The 20,759-nt window shown below is 32.4% G+C and carries 19 protein-coding genes and 1 pseudogene; 17 read left to right on the top strand and 3 right to left on the bottom strand.

Annotation, left to right across the window (positions count from 1 at the left end; translation table 11 throughout):
- The first annotated feature begins 56 nt into the window (after positions 1–56).
- The 5 genes from prmC to ASC44_RS04990 all read left to right on the top strand — a co-directional run bounded on the left by prmC (position 57) and on the right by ASC44_RS04990 (position 5,155).
- Entirely contained in the window at positions 57–926 is an 870-nt protein-coding gene (gene prmC, locus ASC44_RS05010; protein ID WP_055446524.1) for a peptide chain release factor N(5)-glutamine methyltransferase, read from the top strand.
- Complete coding sequence (locus ASC44_RS05005) at positions 926–1,507, top strand: LOG family protein (RefSeq protein ID WP_055446523.1); 582 nt, start codon at positions 926–928, stop codon at positions 1,505–1,507. The genes prmC and ASC44_RS05005 overlap by 1 nt, the downstream gene beginning before the upstream one ends.
- 1 nt (position 1,508) lies before the next feature.
- Positions 1,509–3,500: an NAD-dependent DNA ligase LigA gene (gene ligA, locus ASC44_RS05000; RefSeq protein ID WP_055446522.1), complete on the top strand. Its 1,992-nt coding sequence runs from the start codon at positions 1,509–1,511 to the stop codon at positions 3,498–3,500.
- Between the two features lie 111 nt (positions 3,501–3,611).
- On the top strand, positions 3,612–4,328 hold the full coding sequence (locus tag ASC44_RS04995) for a hypothetical protein (protein ID WP_055446521.1): 717 nt from the start codon (positions 3,612–3,614) through the stop codon (positions 4,326–4,328).
- Between the two features lie 110 nt (positions 4,329–4,438).
- Positions 4,439–5,155, top strand: a complete 717-nt coding sequence (locus tag ASC44_RS04990; RefSeq protein WP_055446520.1) for a hypothetical protein — start codon at positions 4,439–4,441, stop codon at positions 5,153–5,155.
- Here ASC44_RS04990 and ASC44_RS04985 read toward each other — a convergent pair.
- The 3 genes and pseudogenes from ASC44_RS04985 to ASC44_RS04975 all read right to left on the bottom strand — a co-directional run bounded on the left by ASC44_RS04985 (position 5,147) and on the right by ASC44_RS04975 (position 7,272).
- The gene (locus ASC44_RS04985) at positions 5,147–5,521 is read right to left on the bottom strand and encodes a DoxX family membrane protein (protein ID WP_055446519.1); all 375 of its coding nucleotides are present in this window, start codon (positions 5,519–5,521) and stop codon (positions 5,147–5,149) included. The two genes, ASC44_RS04990 and ASC44_RS04985, sit on opposite strands and share 9 nt — an antisense overlap.
- A gap of 62 nt (positions 5,522–5,583) precedes the next feature.
- A pseudogene (locus ASC44_RS04980) lies at positions 5,584–6,500 on the bottom strand (bifunctional metallophosphatase/5'-nucleotidase).
- Between the two features lie 10 nt (positions 6,501–6,510).
- Positions 6,511–7,272 carry a 5'-nucleotidase C-terminal domain-containing protein gene (locus tag ASC44_RS04975; protein ID WP_055446518.1) on the bottom strand — a complete coding sequence of 254 codons (762 nt, stop codon included), beginning with the start codon at positions 7,270–7,272 and terminating at the stop codon, positions 6,511–6,513.
- 70 nt (positions 7,273–7,342) lie between these two features.
- Here ASC44_RS04975 and ASC44_RS04970 point away from each other — a divergent pair, with 70 nt between their 5' ends.
- From ASC44_RS04970 to coaE, 12 genes are all read left to right on the top strand, one after another.
- A complete protein-coding gene (locus tag ASC44_RS04970; RefSeq protein WP_055446517.1) occupies positions 7,343–7,861 on the top strand; it encodes a DUF6913 domain-containing protein in 519 nt (172 codons plus the stop codon).
- A gap of 5 nt (positions 7,862–7,866) precedes the next feature.
- Positions 7,867–8,751, top strand: coding sequence for a 4-hydroxy-tetrahydrodipicolinate synthase (gene dapA, locus ASC44_RS04965; RefSeq protein ID WP_055446516.1), 885 nt, complete (start codon positions 7,867–7,869; stop codon positions 8,749–8,751).
- A gap of 181 nt (positions 8,752–8,932) precedes the next feature.
- The gene (locus ASC44_RS04960) at positions 8,933–9,733 is read left to right on the top strand and encodes an outer membrane protein assembly factor BamD (protein ID WP_055446515.1); all 801 of its coding nucleotides are present in this window, start codon (positions 8,933–8,935) and stop codon (positions 9,731–9,733) included.
- Between the two features lie 10 nt (positions 9,734–9,743).
- Complete coding sequence (locus tag ASC44_RS04955; RefSeq protein WP_055446514.1) at positions 9,744–10,073, top strand: DNA-directed RNA polymerase subunit omega; 330 nt, start codon at positions 9,744–9,746, stop codon at positions 10,071–10,073.
- 5 nt (positions 10,074–10,078) lie between these two features.
- The gene (gene coaBC / locus ASC44_RS04950; protein ID WP_055446513.1) at positions 10,079–11,290 is read left to right on the top strand and encodes a bifunctional phosphopantothenoylcysteine decarboxylase/phosphopantothenate--cysteine ligase CoaBC; all 1,212 of its coding nucleotides are present in this window, start codon (positions 10,079–10,081) and stop codon (positions 11,288–11,290) included.
- The gene (porD, locus tag ASC44_RS04945; protein ID WP_055446512.1) at positions 11,283–12,170 is read left to right on the top strand and encodes a type IX secretion system protein PorD; all 888 of its coding nucleotides are present in this window, start codon (positions 11,283–11,285) and stop codon (positions 12,168–12,170) included. The genes coaBC and porD overlap by 8 nt, the downstream gene beginning before the upstream one ends.
- Positions 12,171–12,249: 79 nt before the next feature.
- Complete coding sequence (recN, locus tag ASC44_RS04940; protein ID WP_055446511.1) at positions 12,250–13,902, top strand: DNA repair protein RecN; 1,653 nt, start codon at positions 12,250–12,252, stop codon at positions 13,900–13,902.
- A 127-nt stretch (positions 13,903–14,029) separates the two neighbouring features.
- Complete coding sequence (locus ASC44_RS04935; protein ID WP_055446510.1) at positions 14,030–14,860, top strand: enoyl-ACP reductase FabI; 831 nt, start codon at positions 14,030–14,032, stop codon at positions 14,858–14,860.
- Between the two features lie 233 nt (positions 14,861–15,093).
- Entirely contained in the window at positions 15,094–18,060 is a 2,967-nt protein-coding gene (locus ASC44_RS04930) for a T9SS type A sorting domain-containing protein (protein WP_055446509.1), read from the top strand.
- 104 nt (positions 18,061–18,164) lie between these two features.
- Positions 18,165–19,172 (top strand): glycosyltransferase family 2 protein, encoded by a 1,008-nt coding sequence (locus ASC44_RS04925; RefSeq protein WP_055446508.1) that lies wholly within the window; start codon positions 18,165–18,167, stop codon positions 19,170–19,172.
- A complete protein-coding gene (locus ASC44_RS04920) occupies positions 19,172–20,134 on the top strand; it encodes a CdaR family protein (protein WP_055446507.1) in 963 nt (320 codons plus the stop codon). The genes ASC44_RS04925 and ASC44_RS04920 overlap by 1 nt, the downstream gene beginning before the upstream one ends.
- Positions 20,131–20,724 carry a dephospho-CoA kinase gene (coaE, locus tag ASC44_RS04915; RefSeq protein WP_055446506.1) on the top strand — a complete coding sequence of 198 codons (594 nt, stop codon included), beginning with the start codon at positions 20,131–20,133 and terminating at the stop codon, positions 20,722–20,724. The genes ASC44_RS04920 and coaE overlap by 4 nt, the downstream gene beginning before the upstream one ends.
- Positions 20,725–20,759 lie beyond the last annotated feature (35 nt).

Genomic DNA, 20,759 nt, shown 5'->3' with positions numbered 1-20,759 from the left:
ATGCTTTTTCTGTGGTTTAACAATAACAACAAAGAACTTAATAATAAGAAAGAATAGTGTTAATAAAAGACTTAGAAAATATATTTCATGAAACGTTAGATGCAATTTACGTTAAAGAAGAAGTAACGAGCTTTTTCTTTTTGTGTACAGAAGCGTTCTATAATATTACACGTTTTGCTTTAGCGTTAGATAGAAGTTTAACAATTACAAAAGAAGAACAACAGCCTATTTTTGATGCTTTAGAAGCTTTAAAAAACGAAAAACCCATTCAATACATCTTAGGTGAAACAGAATTTTATGGTTTACCGTTTAAAGTAGATGAAAACACCTTGATTCCAAGACCCGAAACGGAAGAGTTGGTGGAGTTAATTATCAATTGTCATTCAGAGCAAAGCAAAGAATCTCAACCGTCCATTTTAGATATTGGCACAGGAAGTGGTTGTATTGCTATCTCATTAGCTAAAAATATTGAAGATGCTCAAGTTTATGCCATGGATGTTTCCGCGAAAGCGATAAAAAAAGCAACAGAAAACGCAGCTTTAAATAAAGTGAAAGTCAATTTTTTAGAAGGCAGTATTTTAGATAAACCAGAATGGGAACCGTTATTTAAAGGTTTAAAATTCGATACAATCGTGTCTAATCCGCCATACGTACGAAATCTTGAAAAAGCCGAAATACAAAACAACGTTTTAAACAACGAACCACATTTGGCCTTGTTTGTAGAAGATGATAATCCGTTAGTATTCTATAATGCAATTACTGAATTTGCTGTTGATAGATTGAAAGACAACGGACAATTATTCTTCGAAATTAACGAGTATTTAGGACCGGAAACGAAAACTTTAGTTGAGACTTTTGGATTTAAGAATGTAGAAATAATTAAAGACTTATTTGGTAAAGACCGAATGATAAAAGCATATAAATAATGAAAAGTATAGCAGTATTTTGTGGCGCAAGCATGGGAAATGATAATACAATTATTTCTGAAGCCTATGCTTTGGGTAAAACATTAGCACAAGAAAACATAACCTTAGTTTATGGAGCAGCTAAAATTGGTATTATGGGAACGGTTGCCAATGGAGCACTCGATAACAACGGAAAGGTTGTAGGTGTTATTCCTCATTTTTTAAAAACAAAAGAAATTGTAAGTGAAGGCTTAACAGAGTTAATTGTAACCAATAACATGCACGATCGTAAAGTTAAATTATATGAGAAAAGCGATGGTTTTATAATTATTCCTGGTGGTTTTGGTACTATGGATGAGTTTTTTGAAATCTCAACTTGGGGACAATTAGGATTGCATACCAAGCCTATTGGTATTTTAAATACTAGTGGTTATTATGACGCTTTAATCTTGCAATTTAAAACAATGGTCGATAAAGGTTTTTTAAAACAAGAAAATTTAGATGCTGTTGTTGTAGATACTACTATTAACGGATTACTTGAGAAAATGAATAACTTTGTACCATTACCAGCTCCAAAATGGTTAAATAAAGAAGGATTATAGAATGAATATACAAGAAAAAATACAATCACTTCGTGTTGAATTAAGAACACACAATCATAATTACTACGTTTTAGATAATGCAACGATTAGCGATTACGATTTCGATATAAAATTAAAAGAGCTTCAAGCTCTAGAAGAAGCGCATCCAGAGTTTTACGATGCAAATTCACCAACCTTACGTGTTGGAGGAGAAGTGACTAAGAATTTTAACACCATTGTGCATAATCATAGAATGTATTCTTTAGATAACTCTTATTCTCTGGAAGATTTACAAGACTGGGAAACTAGAGTAAAAAAGATGGTTGATGGAGGTGTTAGTTATACTTGCGAATTAAAATACGATGGTGCATCAATAAGCTTAACTTACGAAAACGGTAATTTGTTAAGAGCAGTAACTCGTGGAGATGGTTTTCAAGGAGATGAAGTCACTGCAAATATTAAAACTATTAAGTCCGTTCCTTTACAGTTAAAAGGCGATTATCCTGCAAAATTTGATATTCGTGGCGAAATTGTTTTGCCTTTTGATGGTTTTATTAAAATGAATGAAGAGCGCGTTGCTAATGACGAGGAACCTTATAAAAACCCAAGAAACACAGCGTCGGGAAGTTTAAAGCTTCAAGATAGTGCTGAGGTTGCAAAAAGACCTTTAGAGTGCTTGCTTTATAATTTAACAGGTGAGAATTTAGGTGTTCAAAATCAATTTGAAAGCTTAGATAAGGCCAGACAAATGGGGTTTAAAGTACCAAATGAAGCACAGTTGTGTCATTCTATAGATGAGGTCTTCAAATTTATAAACCATTGGGATAAAGAAAGACATAATTTACCTTACGAAACAGATGGAGTAGTGGTAAAGGTGAATAATTTATACCAGCAAGAAGAATTAGGTTACACCTCTAAAGCGCCGCGTTGGGCAATGGCTTACAAGTTTAAGGCAGAGCAGGTATCTACGGTATTAAAAGAAATTACCTATCAAGTAGGACGAACAGGAGCTATTACTCCGGTAGCTAATTTGGAACCTGTAGAATTAGCGGGAACTATTGTTAAACGTGCGTCGTTACATAATGCAGACCAGATTGAAAAATTAGATATTAGAATAAACGATACTGTTTTTGTAGAAAAAGGAGGCGAGATTATTCCTAAAATAATAGCTGTAGATTTATCTGAAAGGCCATTAAATTCTCAGCCAACACAATACATTACCGAATGTCCAGAATGCCAAACACCTTTAGTGCGTTTGGAAGGAGAGGCAAAACATTTTTGTCCGAATTATAACGGCTGTAAACCTCAGGTTGTTGGGCGTATTCAGCATTATATTTCTAGAAAGGCTATGGATATTGAAGGTTTGGGAGGTGAAACAGTTGCGCTTTTAGTAACTGAAGGCTTGATTTCTAATTATGCCGATTTGTATACGCTTACCAAAGAGCAAGTGATGCCTTTGGAGCGTATGGCAGAAAAAAGTGCAGATAATTTAGTAAATGGTATTGAGGCTTCAAAACAAATCCCTTTCGAGCGTGTGCTCTTTGGTATTGGTATTCGTTTTGTTGGAGAAACAGTTGCTAAAAAATTAGCTAAGCATTATAAAAGTATAGATGCTTTGGCAAGTGCATCAATAGAAGATTTAGAAAAAGTAGACGAAATAGGTATTAGAATAGCCGAAAGTGTGGTTGCTTTTTTTGCTTCGGAAGCCAATGTAAATGCTATTCAGCGTTTAAAAGATTGTGGTGTTCAGTTAGAGATTTCTGCTGAAAAATTGGCGAATCAAACTAATAAACTTGAGGGTAAATCGTTTGTAGTTTCAGGAGTATTTACGCAAGTTTCAAGAACAGAGCTTAAAAAGTTAATAGAAGATAATGGTGGAAAGAATGTAAGTTCTATTTCATCTAAAACAGATTTTGTAGTTGCAGGAGATAAAATGGGTCCAAGTAAAAAGGAAAAAGCCGAGAAGTTAAATGTGCCTTTGCTTTCTGAGACTGAGTTTTTAGAGATGCTATAAGAAATATTAACACATAGCATTTGAAGTTAATTTCCTACTTATTATTGCAAAAATTTGTTTACTAAATTTTGAAGTTGTTATTTTGGGAGGTTGTTAATCCCTCGCTTTTTAATGCCTAGACCCATTGTTTTTATTTTTGCTGCTGTCGCTATTTTTTCAGCGATCATTGCTTTAGATTATTTTGATTTAGAATTGCTATCTTCTACATTAGAGTTGTCTGTAGTACCTTTAATTACTTTTTTGTATTTCATTATAGGCAAGAATAGACAACTATATTTAGCATTCTTCTTTGTGCTTTATACAATAGGAGATGTTATTAATATTTTGGATTTTAATGCAGAATCAAGCTGGTCTTATTACGTCTGTAATTTTTCCTATACAATGGCTTATCTTTTTTTAGTACTTCATATAACTAAAGGCTTAAGTTTTAAGCTAGTCTTAAAAAAATATAGATTAGATTTTATCGTCTTACTTATTCTAGCGATGTATATGGTTTATGTTTTAATTGATATTATAAACCCGATAAATTTTGAATCTAATTTTATTGAAGTTGTCCAGTTTGTAGAGTTTCTTTACAGTTTAATGCTAATTACTGTTTTGTCTTTTTCTTTTTTAAACTATTTACAAAACTCAGATAATAAGAACCTTTTATTATTTACTGCTTGTGTGTTAATAGCATTCTCAGAGTTAGTACTAATAGGCTACTATTATCTTGTAGACGATATTAGAATAAGTTATGCGTCGTCTGTATTATTTGTTAGTGGAATGTTTGTGTTGTTCTTTCATACATTCTTAGAGGTGAGCATCAAAAAGGAGCGTAAAGCTTAGTTTTGTTTTTTCCGAATGACTCATTTTTAGTGTGCTCTTAATCGATTAAATGCATATTTAGACGATTATTAGTGAATTTGATTTATATTTGTGCACCTAAATTTATTATAATGAAAATTACTAAGTTACGGTTAGTAACTGGTTTGCTTATCGTTATTGCTTGTTTGTTCTTGGTTGGCGTGTTATTAGACTTAGAAACAATGGCCAATTTGTCTAGAGCTTTTATTCTTCCTTTTTTTGTTTATTTATTTTTTACAGAATCTAAAATTACAAGTAAATTTTTTGCTCTATTCTTAATTTTTTGTGCTTTTGCGGAAGGAGTAAAGGTCGTATTGTACTTAGATACTCCGCTACTGGCGAACGTGAGTAATATTGCTTATATTTTAGGGTATATAAGCTTACTAATTTATATGGCTCAAAGTATTAAGGTGGAAAGACTTTTTACAAAGTTTAAAATACCCATTATTGTGCTTACCGTCTTTAATTTCTATTTGATTTTTGTATTAAATCAAATGATTTTGGCAGATGATACTATAACCGTTTATACCTTCGAGTTTCTTATAGAATGTACCTACAATATATGTATATTATTGGTGCTTTCTTTTTCTTTAATAAATTATTTATACCATGATTCTAAAAAGGGATTGACTCTTTTTTTAGCTAGTGTATGTATTGTATTTTCAGAAATGGTGCAAGTAGCGTATATATATGTCTCTTCAGAATATATTTTAAGTGTTACCTATTCTATACTTTTAATAGTGGGCTTTTATCTTATATATGTGTATATAGTTTCAAAAATTAATACCTTTTATAAAGTTTTATTTTAAAAACGGAATCTCCTTTCTATAGAAATAAAGCACAATACTTGATAGTATAAATGTTACAAGCGCTGTAAAAAATAAAACGCCACCATCTCCATTTACGTCTATTCCTAATTTTGTTAAGTGCATAAAAATGGCGCCACCAATTACACCAAGCGTAATGCTAGCACCAGCCCACACAGTTTTAGGTATTAGTAGTAAGATGCCAGCAATAAGTTCTAGTATGCCAATGCCAATACGGCCAAAAGGTTCCAAGCCAACCTGTTCAAATATATAAACACTGTCAGGATGTGCCGTAAATTTAAAACGTAGTGTTTGTATTAAAATAAGGGCTATAATAATGCGTAATCCTAATAGTATTTTGGTTTTCATAAACTGTGTTTTGATTATTGAAAGTTGTTACTACTAGTTTGGTCGCGATAAATCATTTTATATTACACGATTATAGAAGTGCCATCTGCGGTTTTGTTCTTTTCAGCATCAAAATAAAAATCAATTTTACCTAAATTAATACCATAACAACCTACTTGGTTTACCAATACGTTTTTGCCTTCACTATTTTGTGCAACAGTAGGCTTTGGTAAAAAAGTATGTGTATGTCCGCCAATTATTAAGTCTATATTTTTAGTGCTTTTCGCAAGTGTAAGATCGCAAACTTTGTCTGGATTATTAGAGTAGTGGTAGCCTAAATGAGATAAACATATTATTAGATCGCATTGTTCTTCTTCCTTAAGAATTCGAGACATATCTGTAGCAATTTCTATTGGGTCAAGATAATCGGTTTCTTTATACATGCCTTTATTAACTAGGCCATCAAGTTTAATTCCTACTCCAAATACACCAATTTTTAAACCATCTTTAACAAACACATGGTAAGGTTTTACGTGTGTATCCATTACGGTGTTTTTAAAATCGTAATTGGCAGATAAAAATTGAAAACTTGCATGTGGTAATTGTGCATAAAGGCCGTCAATACCGTTATCGAAATCGTGATTACCAATAGTGGCAGCATCGTATTTCATTTTCGACATAAGTTTAAACTCCAGTTCTCCTCCATAATAGTTAAAATATGGTGTGCCTTGAAAAATATCACCTGCATCAAGTAATAAGGTGTTTGGGTTCTCGTTTCTAATAGCTTCAACTAAAGTCGCACGTCTTGCAACACCACCTTGGTTTGCATTTCTAGCATCATCTGGTCCAAAAGCATCGATGTGGCTGTGTACATCATTAGTATGTAGTATCGTTATTTTTTAGTTTTTACAGTTGCGTTACACGACTGAAACCCAAATCCGCCAAGAGTAACTAAGGCTGTCGCTGCCGACGATTGTTGTATAAATGTTCTACGTTTCATTTAGTATGTATTATTTTGTTTGGGTAAAGCGATTATCAATCTTCGGGTTTATGGTATCTACTTTTTTAAAGTAATCAATCATAGCATTTCTAATTTTGTAATCCAGATGGTAAACAGAATCATTTGGTTTAAAAAAACGCATACCATCTCCACCATCATATAAGTAATCATTAGTAGCTACATAATAGGTTTTATCACTAATAATAGGTTTTCCGTTAATTAAAGCCTCAGAGATATTAAAATCCTTATCTAAAGTTAGCGTTATTCCTTGAACTGGATGTGCTCTTTTTGCATGGCTTAAATACTGCATCATACTATCTATCTGCTGGCCTTTTAATGCAATCACAACGATGCTATTTTCAAAAGGCATGACTTGAAAAGCGGTTTCTGTAGTAATATCTCCTTTAGAGATTATAGAACGAATACCTCCATAATTTAGTAAAACGGCATCAATATGTTTATTAGTTCTTTTGTTAAATACATTATCGCCTTCTTTTAAAACTACATCTGCCATTAAGTTTCCAATAGCAGTATTTAAGTGACCATCCGATTTATTATAAGTTTCTGGAGCGTAAGATAATACGGCATGCATATCTGCTTCCAATCTATCTCTATATGGTGCTATTATAGCATCAAAATCTTGGTCTACTTCAAGGCTGTCTTTTATGCCTATTTGTTTACCTTCAATCTTAGAAAGCACAAGTGGCTCTTGCTTACAAGAGGATATGCTAACAAGAAAGCAAGCTGAAATTAATAAGTGGTAATTTTTCATGTGTAATACTTAGAATTTTTTAGAAAACATTTGGTTGATTTTCCTACTTTTGTACAAAGCATAAATATAAATGATTTTAAAAGGATTTAAAGAAAAATCTAATAAAAACTATATTAATTTTCAGTTAAGAAATAGAGTTGTTTCGCAATCGAATTCTAAAGTTAAACGTATTGGAGTTCTTTTTAATGCTGAAGAATTAACTAATGTTCCTGTTTTTAATACTTTAGCAGAAGGATTAAATATAAATAAAACAAATGTTGAAGTAATTGCTTTTAAGTCTCAAGTAGATAAAGAAGAAAAAGTTTTTAGTCCTACATATACATTAAAACATTTAGGTTGGAAAGGTAATATTAAGGAAGCGACATTAAAACAATTTTTAAATGTAGAGTTCGATGTCTTAATTAGCTATTATAAAAATGATACAACACCGTTAAAATTATTAACGGTTGCATCTAAATCTAAGTTTAAAGTCGGGATACTGGAAACAGACGAACGTATAAATGACTTAATTATTAAAACTGAAATAAACGATTTTAAAACATTTACTTCAGAATTAAAAAAATATCTCAATATTCTAAATAAAATATAGATACAATGAAAAACCCTTTTTTAGGAACAGGAATCGCCATAGTAACGCCATTTAAGACTAATGGTGCTATCGATCATGAAGCGTTAGCTAATATTGTAGAATTCAATATTAATAATGGTACAGACTATATAGTAATTAGTGGTACCACGGGAGAGAGTGTAACTATTACTAAGCAAGAGAAGCAAGATATTATCGCAACAATTAGTAAGGCTAACAAAGGTAAATTGCCTTTAGTTTTAGGTGTAGGTGGGAATAATACAGCAGAAGTTATAAAAGAAATAGAGACTACAAGTTTTACTGAATTTGCAGGAATATTATCTGTTTCTCCTTATTATAGTAAACCAACACAGGAAGGGATTTATGAGCACTTTAAAGCGATTTCTAATGTTTGTCCGGTGCCAATAATTTTGTATAATGTTCCAGGAAGAACAGCTTCTAATATGTCGCCAGAAACAACGTTAAGGTTGGCAAATGATTTTGCGAACATTGTGGCCGTAAAAGAAGCAGGAAATAATGTAGCACAATATTTACAGTTGCTAAAAGATAAACCAGACCATTTTGGAGTTATTTCTGGAGACGACGATTTAGCATTAAGTATTGCCTTAGCAGGAGGAGATGGTGTAATTTCTGTAATCGGACAAGCTTTACCAAAAGCATTTTCTAAAATGATAGCGCTTGGTAGAGCAGGAGAAGCAAAGGAAGCTTATAAGCTTCATTTTTCATTAATGGAGGTAACAAGTCTTATTTTTTCTGAAAACAATCCAGCAGGAATTAAAGCTGTTTTACAAGCCTTAGATTTATGTAATGACACTGTGCGTTTACCGCTTGTGGTTGCAACTGATGAATTAAAACAGAAAATTAAAAACTACTTATCAAATTTTAATAAATAAGTTACAATCGTTAAATAATACTTAAAGCGTGTGGTAGCTTAATTTCATCTCTTATTTTAGCAGTGAAATTATATTTTTAAAATCCATATTAATAGCGTATTTTTGCATCTTGTTTAAAAATCTATAGAAGAAGCTTTAGCGAATTCCATAAAAACAGATGAAAAAACATTAAAAAGACCTGATGAAAAACATATTTTATTTACTATTATTAGTCTTAACATTTACTTCTTGTAACGAGTATCAAAAGGCGTTAAAGTCTGAAGATGCTGCAACAAAATATAAAGTAGGAGAAACACTTTATGATGCTGGGAAGTTTTCAAAAGCTAATCGTTTATTCGAGCAAGCTATTCCTCAGTATAGAGGGAAACCTCAAGCAGAAAGGTTAATGTATTTAAATGCAGATGCCTCATATCAAATGGAAGATTTTTATGTTGCAGGTTATCATTACGAACGTTTTATTTCTGCGTATCCAAAAAGTTCTAAAAAAGAAGAAGCGCTTTTTAAAGCGGCTAAAAGTTACTATCAATTATCTCCTGTTTATTCTAAAGACCAAGAAGATACTTATAAGGCATTAGAAAAATTACAGGAATATATTAATGTATACCCAGAATCTACAAATGCTTCAGAAATAAATGCTTTAGTAAAAGTATTAAGTTTTAAGCTAGAGAAAAAAGCATTCGAAACAGCTAAACAGTATAATAGAATCTCAGATTTTAAGGCGTCAATTTCTTCAGTAGATAATTTTATTATCGATTTCCCTGGATCCTCTCTTCGTGAGGAGGCTTTATATCTTAAATTCGATTCGGCTTATAAATTGGCAACTAAAAGTATTGAATATAAAAAGAAAGCCCGTTTAGAAGCTACAATAACAAATTATAATTCTTTTAAAAGAGGATATGCTACTTCAGAATTTTTAGAAGAAGCGACAGTAAAGTATGAAGATGCTTTAAAACAATTAGAAAAGTACAATACAAAAAGTTAATATAACAACTATGGATTTAAAAAAAATCGATGCTCCTTTAAGTACAACAACTTACGACAGAAATAAAGTTGATGCACCAACAGAAAACATCTACGAAGCAATCTCAATAATTGCAAAAAGAGCTGAGCAAATTAATTCTGAAATTAAAAAAGAATTAATCGAAAAGTTGGAAGAATTTGCAACTTATAACGATTCTTTAGAAGAAATCTTTGAAAACAAAGAGCAAATTGAAGTTTCTAAATTCTACGAAAAACTACCTAAGCCACACGCTTTAGCAGTAAAAGAATGGTTAGATGGTAAAGTTTACCATAGAAGTACAGAAGAAGAAAACCAAGACTAATTACTATGTCTATTTTAAGCGGCAAAAATATACTTTTAGGCATTAGTGCTGGTATTGCTGCTTACAAAACAGCCACATTAGTAAGAGTGTTTATAAAAGCAGGTGCCAACGTAAAAGTTGTAATGACACCTGCTTCTAAAGACTTTGTAACACCTCTTACGCTTTCCACACTATCTAAAAATCCAGTGCATTCTTCATTCTACAATGAGGACGATGAAAATGCAGAATGGAACAATCATGTTGAATTAGGTTTATGGGCAGACTATTTTTTAGTTGCACCAGCCACAGCAAATACCTTGTCTAAAATGGCAAATGGCACTTGCGATAATTTGTTGCTTGCAACTTATTTATCTGCTAAATGTCCTGTGTATTTTGCACCAGCGATGGATTTAGATATGTACATTCATCCATCAACAAAAAATACTTTTGCTAAACTAGAAAGTTTTGGGAATATTATGATTCCTGCTACCTCTGGTGAATTAGCAAGTGGTCTAGTAGGACAAGGGCGTCTTGCAGAACCAAAAGATATCGTTACTTTTATGGAAGCAGACATTTTAAAAAACCTACCTTTAAAAGGCAAGACAATACTTATAACAGCTGGTCCAACATACGAGGCGCTAGACCCTGTGCGATTTATAGGTAATCATTCTAGTGGTAAAATGGGTTTCGAAATAGCAAAAGCTTCAGCTAATTTGGGTGCTGAGGTTGTTTTAATTACAGGTCCAACACATCAAAAAGTAACGCATAGTTTAATACAAGTTATACCGGTTATTAGTGCCGAAGACATGTACAATGCAGCTCATGAGTATTTTAATACTGTAGATGTTGCTATACTTTCTGCGGCTGTTGCAGACTACAGGCCAAAAGAAATTTCTACAAGTAAAATAAAAAAGAAAGGCGAGACGTTAACATTAGAGTTAGAGAAAACTAAAGATATTTTAGCGTCTCTAGGCGCTATAAAAACAAAGCAACTTTTAGTAGGTTTTGCATTAGAAACAGATAACGAATTGGAATATGCAAAAGGCAAACTAAAAAAGAAGAATTTAGACTTAATTGTTTTAAATTCGTTAAGAGATAAAGGTGCTGGTTTTAAAACAGACACTAATAAAGTGACCATTATTGATAATAAAAATAACATAAACGCTTATCAATTAAAATCTAAAGCAGAAGTAGCAATAGATATATTAAGTGTTATAACACAAAAATTAAATGCGTAATCTACTTATAATTTTAGTCCTTTTTGCAACAAGTTTTGGTTTCTCTCAAGAGCTTAATTGTAATGTAGTAGTAAATGCGCAACTAACAGGTAACGAGAATCTTCAGGTTTTCAAAACGTTAGAAAAACAATTAACTGAGTTTGTAAATAAAACGCAGTGGACTAAAAGAAAATTTAAACCTCAAGAGCGTATAGATTGTAACATTGTAATTAATGTTACAGGACAGGATGGTGAAAATTTTAATGGTTCAGTTCAGGTACAATCCTCAAGACCAGTATTTGGTTCTACTTACACAACGCCTATTTATAATATAAATGATAAGGACTTTGCTTTTCAGTATTTAGAATTTCAAAATTTAACGTATAACGATAATCAGTACGAATCTAATCTTATTTCTGTACTAGCATTCCATATAAATATGGTTTTAGGTTTAGATGCAGAATCTTTTTCTAAAGAAGGTGGTAATACGTATTTTAAACAAGCACAGCGCATTGTAAATTACTCTCAACAAGAAAATTATAAAGGTTGGAAATTAGAAGATGGATTGCAAAGTAAGTTTGCTCTTATCGATAATATTTTATCGCCTACGTTTAGCAATTTTAGAACTGTAATGTATAATTACCATAGAAAGGGTATGGATATTATGAGTACAAACGATACAGATGCTAAAAACGAAATAGCTTTAGCACTTGCTTACTTTCAAAAAATGAATGCAAACCGTCCAAACTCTTATCTAGCTCGTGTGTTTTTTGACGCTAAGGCAGAAGAGATTGAGCAAATTTTTTCTGCTGGTCCAAATGTTGATATTACTAGTTTAGTAGATTTATTAAATAGAGTAGCACCAACGCATGCCAGTAAATGGAGAAATATTAAGTATTAATTAGAATTTATTTTAGTTAATACAAAACTACTTATTGCACTAAGTGCTTAATACTAAGTAATAAACACCAAACACTGCCATGCTAACTTCGTTATCCATTAAAAACTACGCGTTAATCGACCATTTACAAGTTGATTTTAATAATGGGTTTACTATAATAACTGGAGAGACAGGAGCTGGTAAATCCATTCTTTTAGGAGGTTTATCTCTAATTTTGGGTAAGCGAGCAGACTTAAGTAGTCTTCGCAATAAAGAAACCAAGTGTATTATTGAAGCTAATTTTGATATCACAAATTATAAATTAGAAAGCCTTTTTAAATCTGAAGATTTAGATTTCGAACCACAAACTATCATTAGACGAGAAATTCTGCCAAGCGGAAAATCTAGAGCTTTTATAAACGATTCTCCTGTTAAATTATCGAGTTTACAGCTTTTAGGGGCACGATTAATCGATATTCATTCGCAACATGAAACGCTTCAGTTGGTAGACGATGCTTTTCAATTTCAAGTTATAGATGCTTTAGCGAATACGGAATCCGATATTCAAAAATATACATTAAAAAGAGGAGATTATAAAAAGTTAAATAAAGAGCTAGATAAGCTTGTTACTTTTCAAACCGAAGCAATAAAAGAACACGATTATAATTCTTTTTTGTTAAATGAATTAACCCAAGCTAAATTAAAAGCAGGAGAGCTAGAAACATTAGAAGAGGAACTAGAAACATTAAGTAACATTGATGCTATTCAAGAAAAGTTGACAGCTTCAAACCAGTTGTTAAGTGAAGAACAGAGTGGTATTTTGGCCAATGTAACAGAATTAAAAAATACGCTGAAACAATTATCAGGATTTTCAAATAAATACGAAGATCTTTATACGCGTGCAAATAGCAGTTTAATAGAACTTGACGATGTATTTAGCGAGTTGGAGAGCTTTCAAGACGACTTAGAGGCAGATCCAAATAGATTGGCAGAAGTAAATAGTAGATTAGTTACTATAAATAATCTGTTTCAAAAGCATGTAGTCAATTCAATTGAAGAATTAATTACTATAGATATGGAGCTTTCAGACAAAGTTTCAGCGACAGAAAATGTAGAAGCAGATATCGATAAAAAGAAAGTCGAAATTTTAAAAGTAAAACAAGATTTAGATGCTGTTGCTTTAGTGATTCATAATAAAAGAAAGAAAGCAATACCGTCTTTAAAAAAGAAATTAGAAGCGATTTTGGTGCAATTAGGAATGCCAAACGCTCAGTTTAATATAGAGTTAACAATTACGGATACTTATTATGCTAACGGAAAAGAAGATTTAGAATTTCTGTTTTCAGCAAATAAAGGAGGCGATTTTAAACCTTTAAAAAAGGCCGCTTCTGGTGGAGAATTATCCCGAATTATGTTAGCCATAAAATCTATCCTTACGCAATACATAAAGTTGCCAACTATTATGTTCGATGAAATAGATACCGGAGTTTCTGGAGAAATATCTAACAAAATGGCAGATATTATGGCTAGTATGAGTACAACAATGCAAGTGTTTAGTATCACGCATTTACCACAAATTGCAGCCAAAGGACACACGCATTTTAAAGTGTATAAAAAAGATGTAAACGAGGTAACAACAACCAACCTTGTAAAGCTTAGTCACGACGAACGCATAGTAGAAATAGCTCAAATGCTTGGAGGAATTGAAGTTTCTGACTCTGCACTAGCCCATGCTAAAGAATTATTGAATTAATATTTGATTTATATATTTGTATAAGCTAAAATTTAGAAGCTTATATTAATTTAGAGGCACTTACAACTAAAATTATCTTAAGCTAAGTTAACACAACTAATAACTAAAAGGTTAAACAAATAACAGCATGTCATACAATTTACTAAAAGGAAAAAAAGGAATTATATTTGGAGCATTAGACGAGAATTCTATAGCTTGGAAAACAGCAGTGCGCGTTCACGAAGAAGGCGGAACATTTGTACTAACCAATGCACCAGTTGCAATGAGAATGGGACAAATAGATGAGTTAGCAAAAATTACAGGTTCTCAAATTATTCCTGCAGATGCAACTAGCGAGGAAGATATTCAAAATCTTGTAGAAAAATCTATGGAGATTCTTGGAGGAAAAATTGATTTTGTTTTACACTCTATTGGTATGTCTATTAACGTAAGAAAAGGAAAATCTTATACAGATCAAAATTATGCTTGGACGCAAAAAGGAACAGATGTCTCTGCAATGTCTTTTCATAAAGTAATGCAGACTTTATATAAGAAAGATGCAATGAATGAGTGGGGAAGTATAGTCGCTTTAACCTATATGGCAGCACAACGTGTTTTTCCGGATTATAACGATATGGCAGACAATAAAGCCTATTTAGAGAGTGTAGCACGAAGTTTTGGTTATTTCTTTGGTAGAGATAAAAAAGTAAGAGTTAACACTATTTCGCAATCTCCAACTCCTACGACTGCAGGAAGTGGTGTAAAAGGTTTCGATGGGTTTATTGCTTATGCCGAAAAAATGTCGCCATTAGGAAACGCAACAGCAATGGATTGTGCAAATTACACCGTAACTTTATTTAGCGATTTAACCAGACGTGTAACACTACAAAACCTTTACAATGATGGTGGTTTTAGTAACATGGGCGTTAGTGATGCTGTAATGGAAGCTTTTGTAGAAGGAGAGAAATTAAAGGAATAAGTTCTAAGTACTTACTATTTAATAAAATTTAAAAGCATACATATTTTTATGTATGGTTTTTTTTTGCTTTATACTTAGGGTTTTACACATGGAATTAACAAAGTGTTAACCTTTTGGCGGTGTAAAGTTACACGTAAACGATTTGTCGGTTATTTGGGTGAAAACGGTCATTATTATTAATATTTTTAGTAAAATATTTAATACTTACTAATTATTACCTAAAATAACCAAATATGAAAAAAATTACGTTTTCGCTTTTTATGATGTTTTTTTGTCTGTTAAGTTTTTCTCAAATTCAAGTTGGAGAAGGAACTAATGAGACTCAAGGATTGCCATTCGATCCTTTTTATGGCTACACATATAGTCAGACTATTTATACAGCTACAGATATTAATACTTCAGGTACTATTACAGGCTTGCAGTATTACTTTAGTGGAACATCTAGTTTAGATGACAGTCAAGATATAACAATTTATATTGGGCACACAACCAAAACAGCATTTGCTAGTAATACAGATTGGGAACCAGTTTCTGGCCTTACTGCATCTTACACAGGAGGTATAGATGTCTCTGCAGGAGCAGGATGGGTAACGTTAACATTAAATACTCCATTTGTTTATAATGGAACAGATAACCTTGTTATCGCATTTGATGAGAATATGGCAAGTTATGATAATTCCGTAGATGATTTTTGGAATACATCTACACCCGAGGCTAGAAGTATCTATTATATAAATGATAGTACTAATTCAGATCCTGCAAATCCAGAAGATGCTACTGGCACAGTATCATTTGCACCAAGTATTATATTTAACGGCTTAGTAACAACCTCGCCACCTAATTGTAATGCAGCATTATCTAGTCCAGTAGATGGATCTGTTGATGCGTCAGTTTCTGGAGATTTATCTTGGAGTGCAGCTACAGGACAGTTAACAGGTTATAATTTAAAAGTTGGAACTACAATGGGAGGATCTGAAGTTTTAACAACTACAGATGTTGGTAATGTTACAACGTATGCACTTGGTGCTTTAGCACAAAGTACAATGTATTATGTAAATATAGTACCTTATAATGCCATTGGTAACGCAACAGGTTGTACTGAATATAGTTTTACAACTTTTACAGCACCAGCAAATGATTTGTGTTCAACACCAGAAATGGTTACTGTAGGTGTTGGAATGTGTGGAACATCTGTTACAGGTACTAATGTTGTCGCAACAGATTCTGGAGAAGTAGCTCCAATTTATGGTAATTATGCTGGTGGAGATATTTGGTATGAGTTTACTGTTCCAGTAACGAGTACAGAGGTTACCTTAGAAGTTGCAACATCTGCATTTTCTACTACCATATTTGCAGTCTATAACCAATCAATGGCTTGCGGATCTTTAGTTGAAGAATATTCTGGTACATCTGGAGGTACGGCAGGAGGTACTAATACTGTTACAGGCTTAACCGCTGGTGATACTTACTTATTACGTCTATACGATTGGAGTAATAATGACCTTGGTGATATTACATTTTGTTTAAGTTCTCCTCCAAGTTGTCAACCAGTTACTAGTTTAACTGCAACTAACGTTACAGATACAAATGCAGAGTTTAACTGGGCTTCAGTTAATGTAACAGCAGAAACGGCTTGGGAATATGCTTTATTATTAGATACAGATCCTGCTCCAACAGCCGGAACAGCAATTGCTGCTAACACATATTCTACAACTACTTTATTAGAATCTACAGATTACATATTTTATGTACGTGCTAATTGTGGTAGTGGAGATTTTAGTACTTGGGAAGAAGTTGCTTTTTCTACTACAGCGTCTTGTACAGATGCTAGTGGTGTTGCAGTAGCAAATACAACATCAACAGGAACAGATGTTACTTGGACTTCTGGAACAGGAAATACTTCTTTTCTAGTAGAAATTTATGCAGATGGCGAAAGTGCTGCAGGCTCTAATACGCCAGTTTACACTAACGCAGCAGCAACAGGAACTATGGAAGCTGCAACAGGTTTAGATGCTAGTACTGCTTACGATACTTTTGTAACAGGTAACTGTGGTGGCACAGCAACTGCTGTTCAAGGTCCAGTATCTTTTACTACAGCATGTGATACATCTACTCCAGAAGAAGTTCCTTTTATTGAAACTTTTGATAGCCCATGTGGTACTATTACTAATGAAGGTTCTAGTGCTAATCAATGGGAAGTTGTAGCGGTTACAGCATATGGGTTTACACCTAATCATTTAAGATACAGTTGGGATGGTACAGAGGCTGCTAATAGCTGGTACATTACTCAAGGTATTAATTTAACTGCAGGACAATCTTACGATTTATCTTACGATTATGGTAAGGCTGGGTTTACAGAAAAACTTAAGGTAGCTTATGGTACTGGTAATACTTCTGCTGATATGACTACTATTTTAGCTGATTATCCAGATGTTCCTGGAACAACTGCAAATAATGCAACTAACACATTTACACCTGCTACAACAGGAGTTTACCATTTTGGTTTCCAAGTATATTCTGATGCAGATCAATTTTATTTACATTTAGATAATGTTGCTGTTGATGTTACTCCTCCTCCAGCAAACGACGAATGTGCAGGTGCTGAGACTTTAATGGTTGCCGTTCTTGCAAATGGTAATACAACTAATGCTACAGATTCTGGCGTTGCTGCTGGAACTTGTGGAACAGATGGTGGAGATCAAGATATCTGGTACTCATTTACTGCAACAACAGCAATGGCTGCAAGTGGTGCTAGTTTTACAACAGATGCAGATCACGTGGTAGTTTATTCAGGAGATTGTGCAACAGTTAGTGAAATAGCTTGTTTGGCAACTGGAGAAAATACACCAGTGTTAGTAGATGGTACAACTTATTTAGTTAGAGTTTATAATTCAGGCTTAGCGAAAGTTGCTGGACCAGTAGAAATTACTTTAAACGAAGGTTCTTTATCTACTACAGATTTCGATACTAAGTCTTTATTCTCTTATTATCCAAACCCAGTAAATAATACGTTAACATTAAACGCTCAACAAGCGATTACTAATGTTGCAGTATTTAACATGTTAGGTCAAGAAGTTATTAGAACTGCACCAAATGCAGTATCTAACAGTGTTGATATGGCTAAATTACAATCTGGAGCTTACTTTGTACAAGTAACAGTTGGAACAAGTGTAGAAACTGTAAGAATTATTAAAAACTAATAATCGCTTATATAGTGTTTTACTAAATTTAGTACAACATAAATATTTTAAAAGCCACTCATTTTTGAGTGGCTTTTTTTATTGTATTACTTTACATTTGTATTATGCAATTATCATTTTCATTTATTATACCTGTTTATAACCGTCCTAACGAAATAGAGGAGCTTTTGCAAAGTTTTGCAAAACTAGAAGATACAACAGAATTTGAGATTGTTATTGTAGAAGATGGTTCTACAGACTCATCAGAGCTAGTAGTAAAAAATTATGCTTCACAATTAAATATTGCTTATTACTTTAAAGAAAATTCTGGACCAGGAGATTCTAGAAATTTTGGCATGCAAAAGGCAAAAGGCAATTATTTTATTATTTTAGATAGTGATTGTATTCTACCTAATCAATATCTAAAAGAAGTTAAAAAGACTTTAAATAGTAATTACGTCGATTGTTTTGGAGGCCCAGATGCAGCACATGCTTCATTCTCAAATTTACAAAAGGCTATTAATTTTAGTATGACTTCGTTTATTACAACAGGAGGTATAAGAGGTAATAAAAATAGTGTCGATAAATTTCAGCCTAGGAGTTTTAACATGGGTTTATCTAAAAAAGCTTTCGAAGCCACTCAAGGCTTTGGGCGTATTCATCCAGGAGAGGATCCAGATTTGTCTATTCGTTTATGGAATTTAGGTTTTGAAACAGCATTTTTTCAAACGGCTTATGTATACCATAAACGTAGAATTTCGTGGTCTAAATTTTATACGCAAGTCAATAAATTTGGAATGGTACGTCCTATTCTTAATAAATGGCATCCAGAGACAAAAAAAATCACCTATTGGTTTCCTTCGGTATTTGTTTTTGGTGTTATGCTTTCAGTTTTACTAACTTTTATTAATGTATTACTACCTTTATATCTTATATTAGGTTATTATATCTTGGCGTTTATTATAGCTTTATTTCAAACAAAAAATATAGTTGTAACGTTTCAATCCTTAATAGCAATAACAATTCAGTTTTTTGGTTATGGCATCGGTTTTTTTAAATCTACTTTTTTTATAGGTATTTTAAATCGAAATCCAGAACAGCAATTTCCAAAATTATTTTTTAAATCTAAATAATGTCTGTAGTCACTAGTAAATTAAAAAACTTTGTAAAAAGCAGGAAGCTTAATGTCTTCCTTATCTTTTTTATACTAGCTTTTTTTATTTTGGTGTTGGCAAGACTTTCTGCAAGCTATACAAGCACAGTAAAATTTAATGTTACGTTAGATAATATTCCAGACGAAATGATTGTGCTTAACGATTCGTCTAACGTATTAAATTTTACAATGACGGCAGATGGTTTCGAATGGATGCAATATTATACTAAGACACCTTCTGTAGTTATCGATTTTAAAAATGAAATTAAAAAAATCGATTCTCTTTACGTATGGTCTTTGTCTAGAGGTTATGCAGGAATTAACGGTCAGTTTAATAAAGACATTGTTGTAAAGACAATTAATCCAGATACACTTTTGTTTAAAGTCGATATTAATGCAGTAAAAACAATACCAGTAAGACCAAATTTAAACATTAGTTACAGTCCTGGTTATAATGTTTTAAATACTATAGTTGCCGTACCAGACTCGGTAAAAATAATTGGGCCAGAATCTCTACTTTCTAAAATTGATGTGATAGAAACAGAAGTATTAAACAAGAACGATGTAAATAAACCGTTTAGTAGCCAACTGGCATTAAAATTAGAGAATTTAGAGTCTCAAATTACCGTAAAAACAAAAACGGTTAATGTCCAGGTTAAGGCAGAGAAGTTTACTGAAGGTACTCTTAGTTTACCCGTAAACATTATCAATATTCCAAAGAATATAAATGTTAATTATTTTCCTAAGACTATTAATTTATCATATTACACAAGCCTAGAAAGTTATAATACTATTGATATAAACGACTTTGAAGTTGTGTGCGACTTTAAAGAACATAATAGTAAATCAACTTATCTATCACCAAAGTTAATAAGGGCTCCAAAAGCGATTAAAACATCACGTTTACACGAACAAAAAATAGAATATATAATTTCAGAATGATAACAGTTGGACTTACAGGCGGAATAGGTAGTGGAAAAACTACTGTTGCAAAAGCCTTCGAAGCTTTAGGAATACCTATTTATATAGCAGATGATGAAGCTAAAAGGTTAATGAACACGTCTAAAGTTATTAAACGAAAACTAATTGCACTTTTTGGAGAAGTTGCTTACAAAGACAACAAATTAAATAGGCCATACTTAGCAAAAGCCATTTTTAATGATAAAGCGCTTTTAGAAAAAATGAATGCCATTGTACATCCTAAAGTTGGAAAGCATTTTATAAAATGGAAAAACAAACAAAAGGCGCCTTATGTTATTAAAGAGGCAGCTATTCTTTTTGAAAACGGAAGTTATAAAAACTACGATTATATTATTACAGTTACAGCACCAGAAAAAACGCGTATTGAACGTGTATTAAAGCGCGATAATGCTAGCGTAGATAAGGTGAAAGCCATTATTGCTAACCAATGGGAAGATGAGGAGAAAGTTAAACTTTCAGACTTTGTAATTGTAAATACTAACCTCGAAACTACTAAAAAAGAGGTGTTAAATACTCACACAAAACTCTTAAAAGAAGTGCGTAAATTTTAAATTTTAACATTTTTGTTAATGTAAGGTTAAAAGCA

This window comes from Lacinutrix mariniflava, from assembly GCF_001418015.1.
Lineage (GTDB): Bacteria > Bacteroidota > Bacteroidia > Flavobacteriales > Flavobacteriaceae > Lacinutrix > Lacinutrix mariniflava.
Note: the sequence above shows the minus strand (reverse complement) of the source record. Positions and strands in the feature narration are given on the sequence as shown.

Excerpts from the sequence above, each read along its gene's own strand:
- ASC44_RS04955 (WP_055446514.1), top strand. The coding sequence starts at position 9,744 with ATGGATTTAAAAAAAATCGATGCTCCTTTAAGTACAACAACTTACGAC.
- ASC44_RS04920 (WP_055446507.1), top strand. The coding sequence starts at position 19,172 with ATGTCTGTAGTCACTAGTAAATTAAAAAACTTTGTAAAAAGCAGGAAG.
- ASC44_RS05005 (WP_055446523.1), top strand. The coding sequence starts at position 926 with ATGAAAAGTATAGCAGTATTTTGTGGCGCAAGCATGGGAAATGATAAT.
- ASC44_RS04935 (WP_055446510.1), top strand. The coding sequence starts at position 14,030 with ATGTCATACAATTTACTAAAAGGAAAAAAAGGAATTATATTTGGAGCA.
- ASC44_RS04995 (WP_055446521.1), top strand. The coding sequence starts at position 3,612 with ATGCCTAGACCCATTGTTTTTATTTTTGCTGCTGTCGCTATTTTTTCA.
- ASC44_RS04970 (WP_055446517.1), top strand. The coding sequence starts at position 7,343 with ATGATTTTAAAAGGATTTAAAGAAAAATCTAATAAAAACTATATTAAT.
- ASC44_RS04930 (WP_055446509.1), top strand. The coding sequence starts at position 15,094 with ATGAAAAAAATTACGTTTTCGCTTTTTATGATGTTTTTTTGTCTGTTA.
- ASC44_RS04985 (WP_055446519.1), bottom strand. The coding sequence starts at position 5,521 with ATGAAAACCAAAATACTATTAGGATTACGCATTATTATAGCCCTTATT.
- ASC44_RS04960 (WP_055446515.1), top strand. The coding sequence starts at position 8,933 with ATGAAAAACATATTTTATTTACTATTATTAGTCTTAACATTTACTTCT.
- coaE (WP_055446506.1), top strand. The coding sequence starts at position 20,131 with ATGATAACAGTTGGACTTACAGGCGGAATAGGTAGTGGAAAAACTACT.
- dapA (WP_055446516.1), top strand. The coding sequence starts at position 7,867 with ATGAAAAACCCTTTTTTAGGAACAGGAATCGCCATAGTAACGCCATTT.
- ASC44_RS04990 (WP_055446520.1), top strand. The coding sequence starts at position 4,439 with ATGAAAATTACTAAGTTACGGTTAGTAACTGGTTTGCTTATCGTTATT.
- ASC44_RS04975 (WP_055446518.1), bottom strand. The coding sequence starts at position 7,272 with ATGAAAAATTACCACTTATTAATTTCAGCTTGCTTTCTTGTTAGCATA.
- porD (WP_055446512.1), top strand. The coding sequence starts at position 11,283 with ATGCGTAATCTACTTATAATTTTAGTCCTTTTTGCAACAAGTTTTGGT.
- ligA (WP_055446522.1), top strand. The coding sequence starts at position 1,509 with ATGAATATACAAGAAAAAATACAATCACTTCGTGTTGAATTAAGAACA.
- recN (WP_055446511.1), top strand. The coding sequence starts at position 12,250 with ATGCTAACTTCGTTATCCATTAAAAACTACGCGTTAATCGACCATTTA.
- coaBC (WP_055446513.1), top strand. The coding sequence starts at position 10,079 with ATGTCTATTTTAAGCGGCAAAAATATACTTTTAGGCATTAGTGCTGGT.
- ASC44_RS04925 (WP_055446508.1), top strand. The coding sequence starts at position 18,165 with ATGCAATTATCATTTTCATTTATTATACCTGTTTATAACCGTCCTAAC.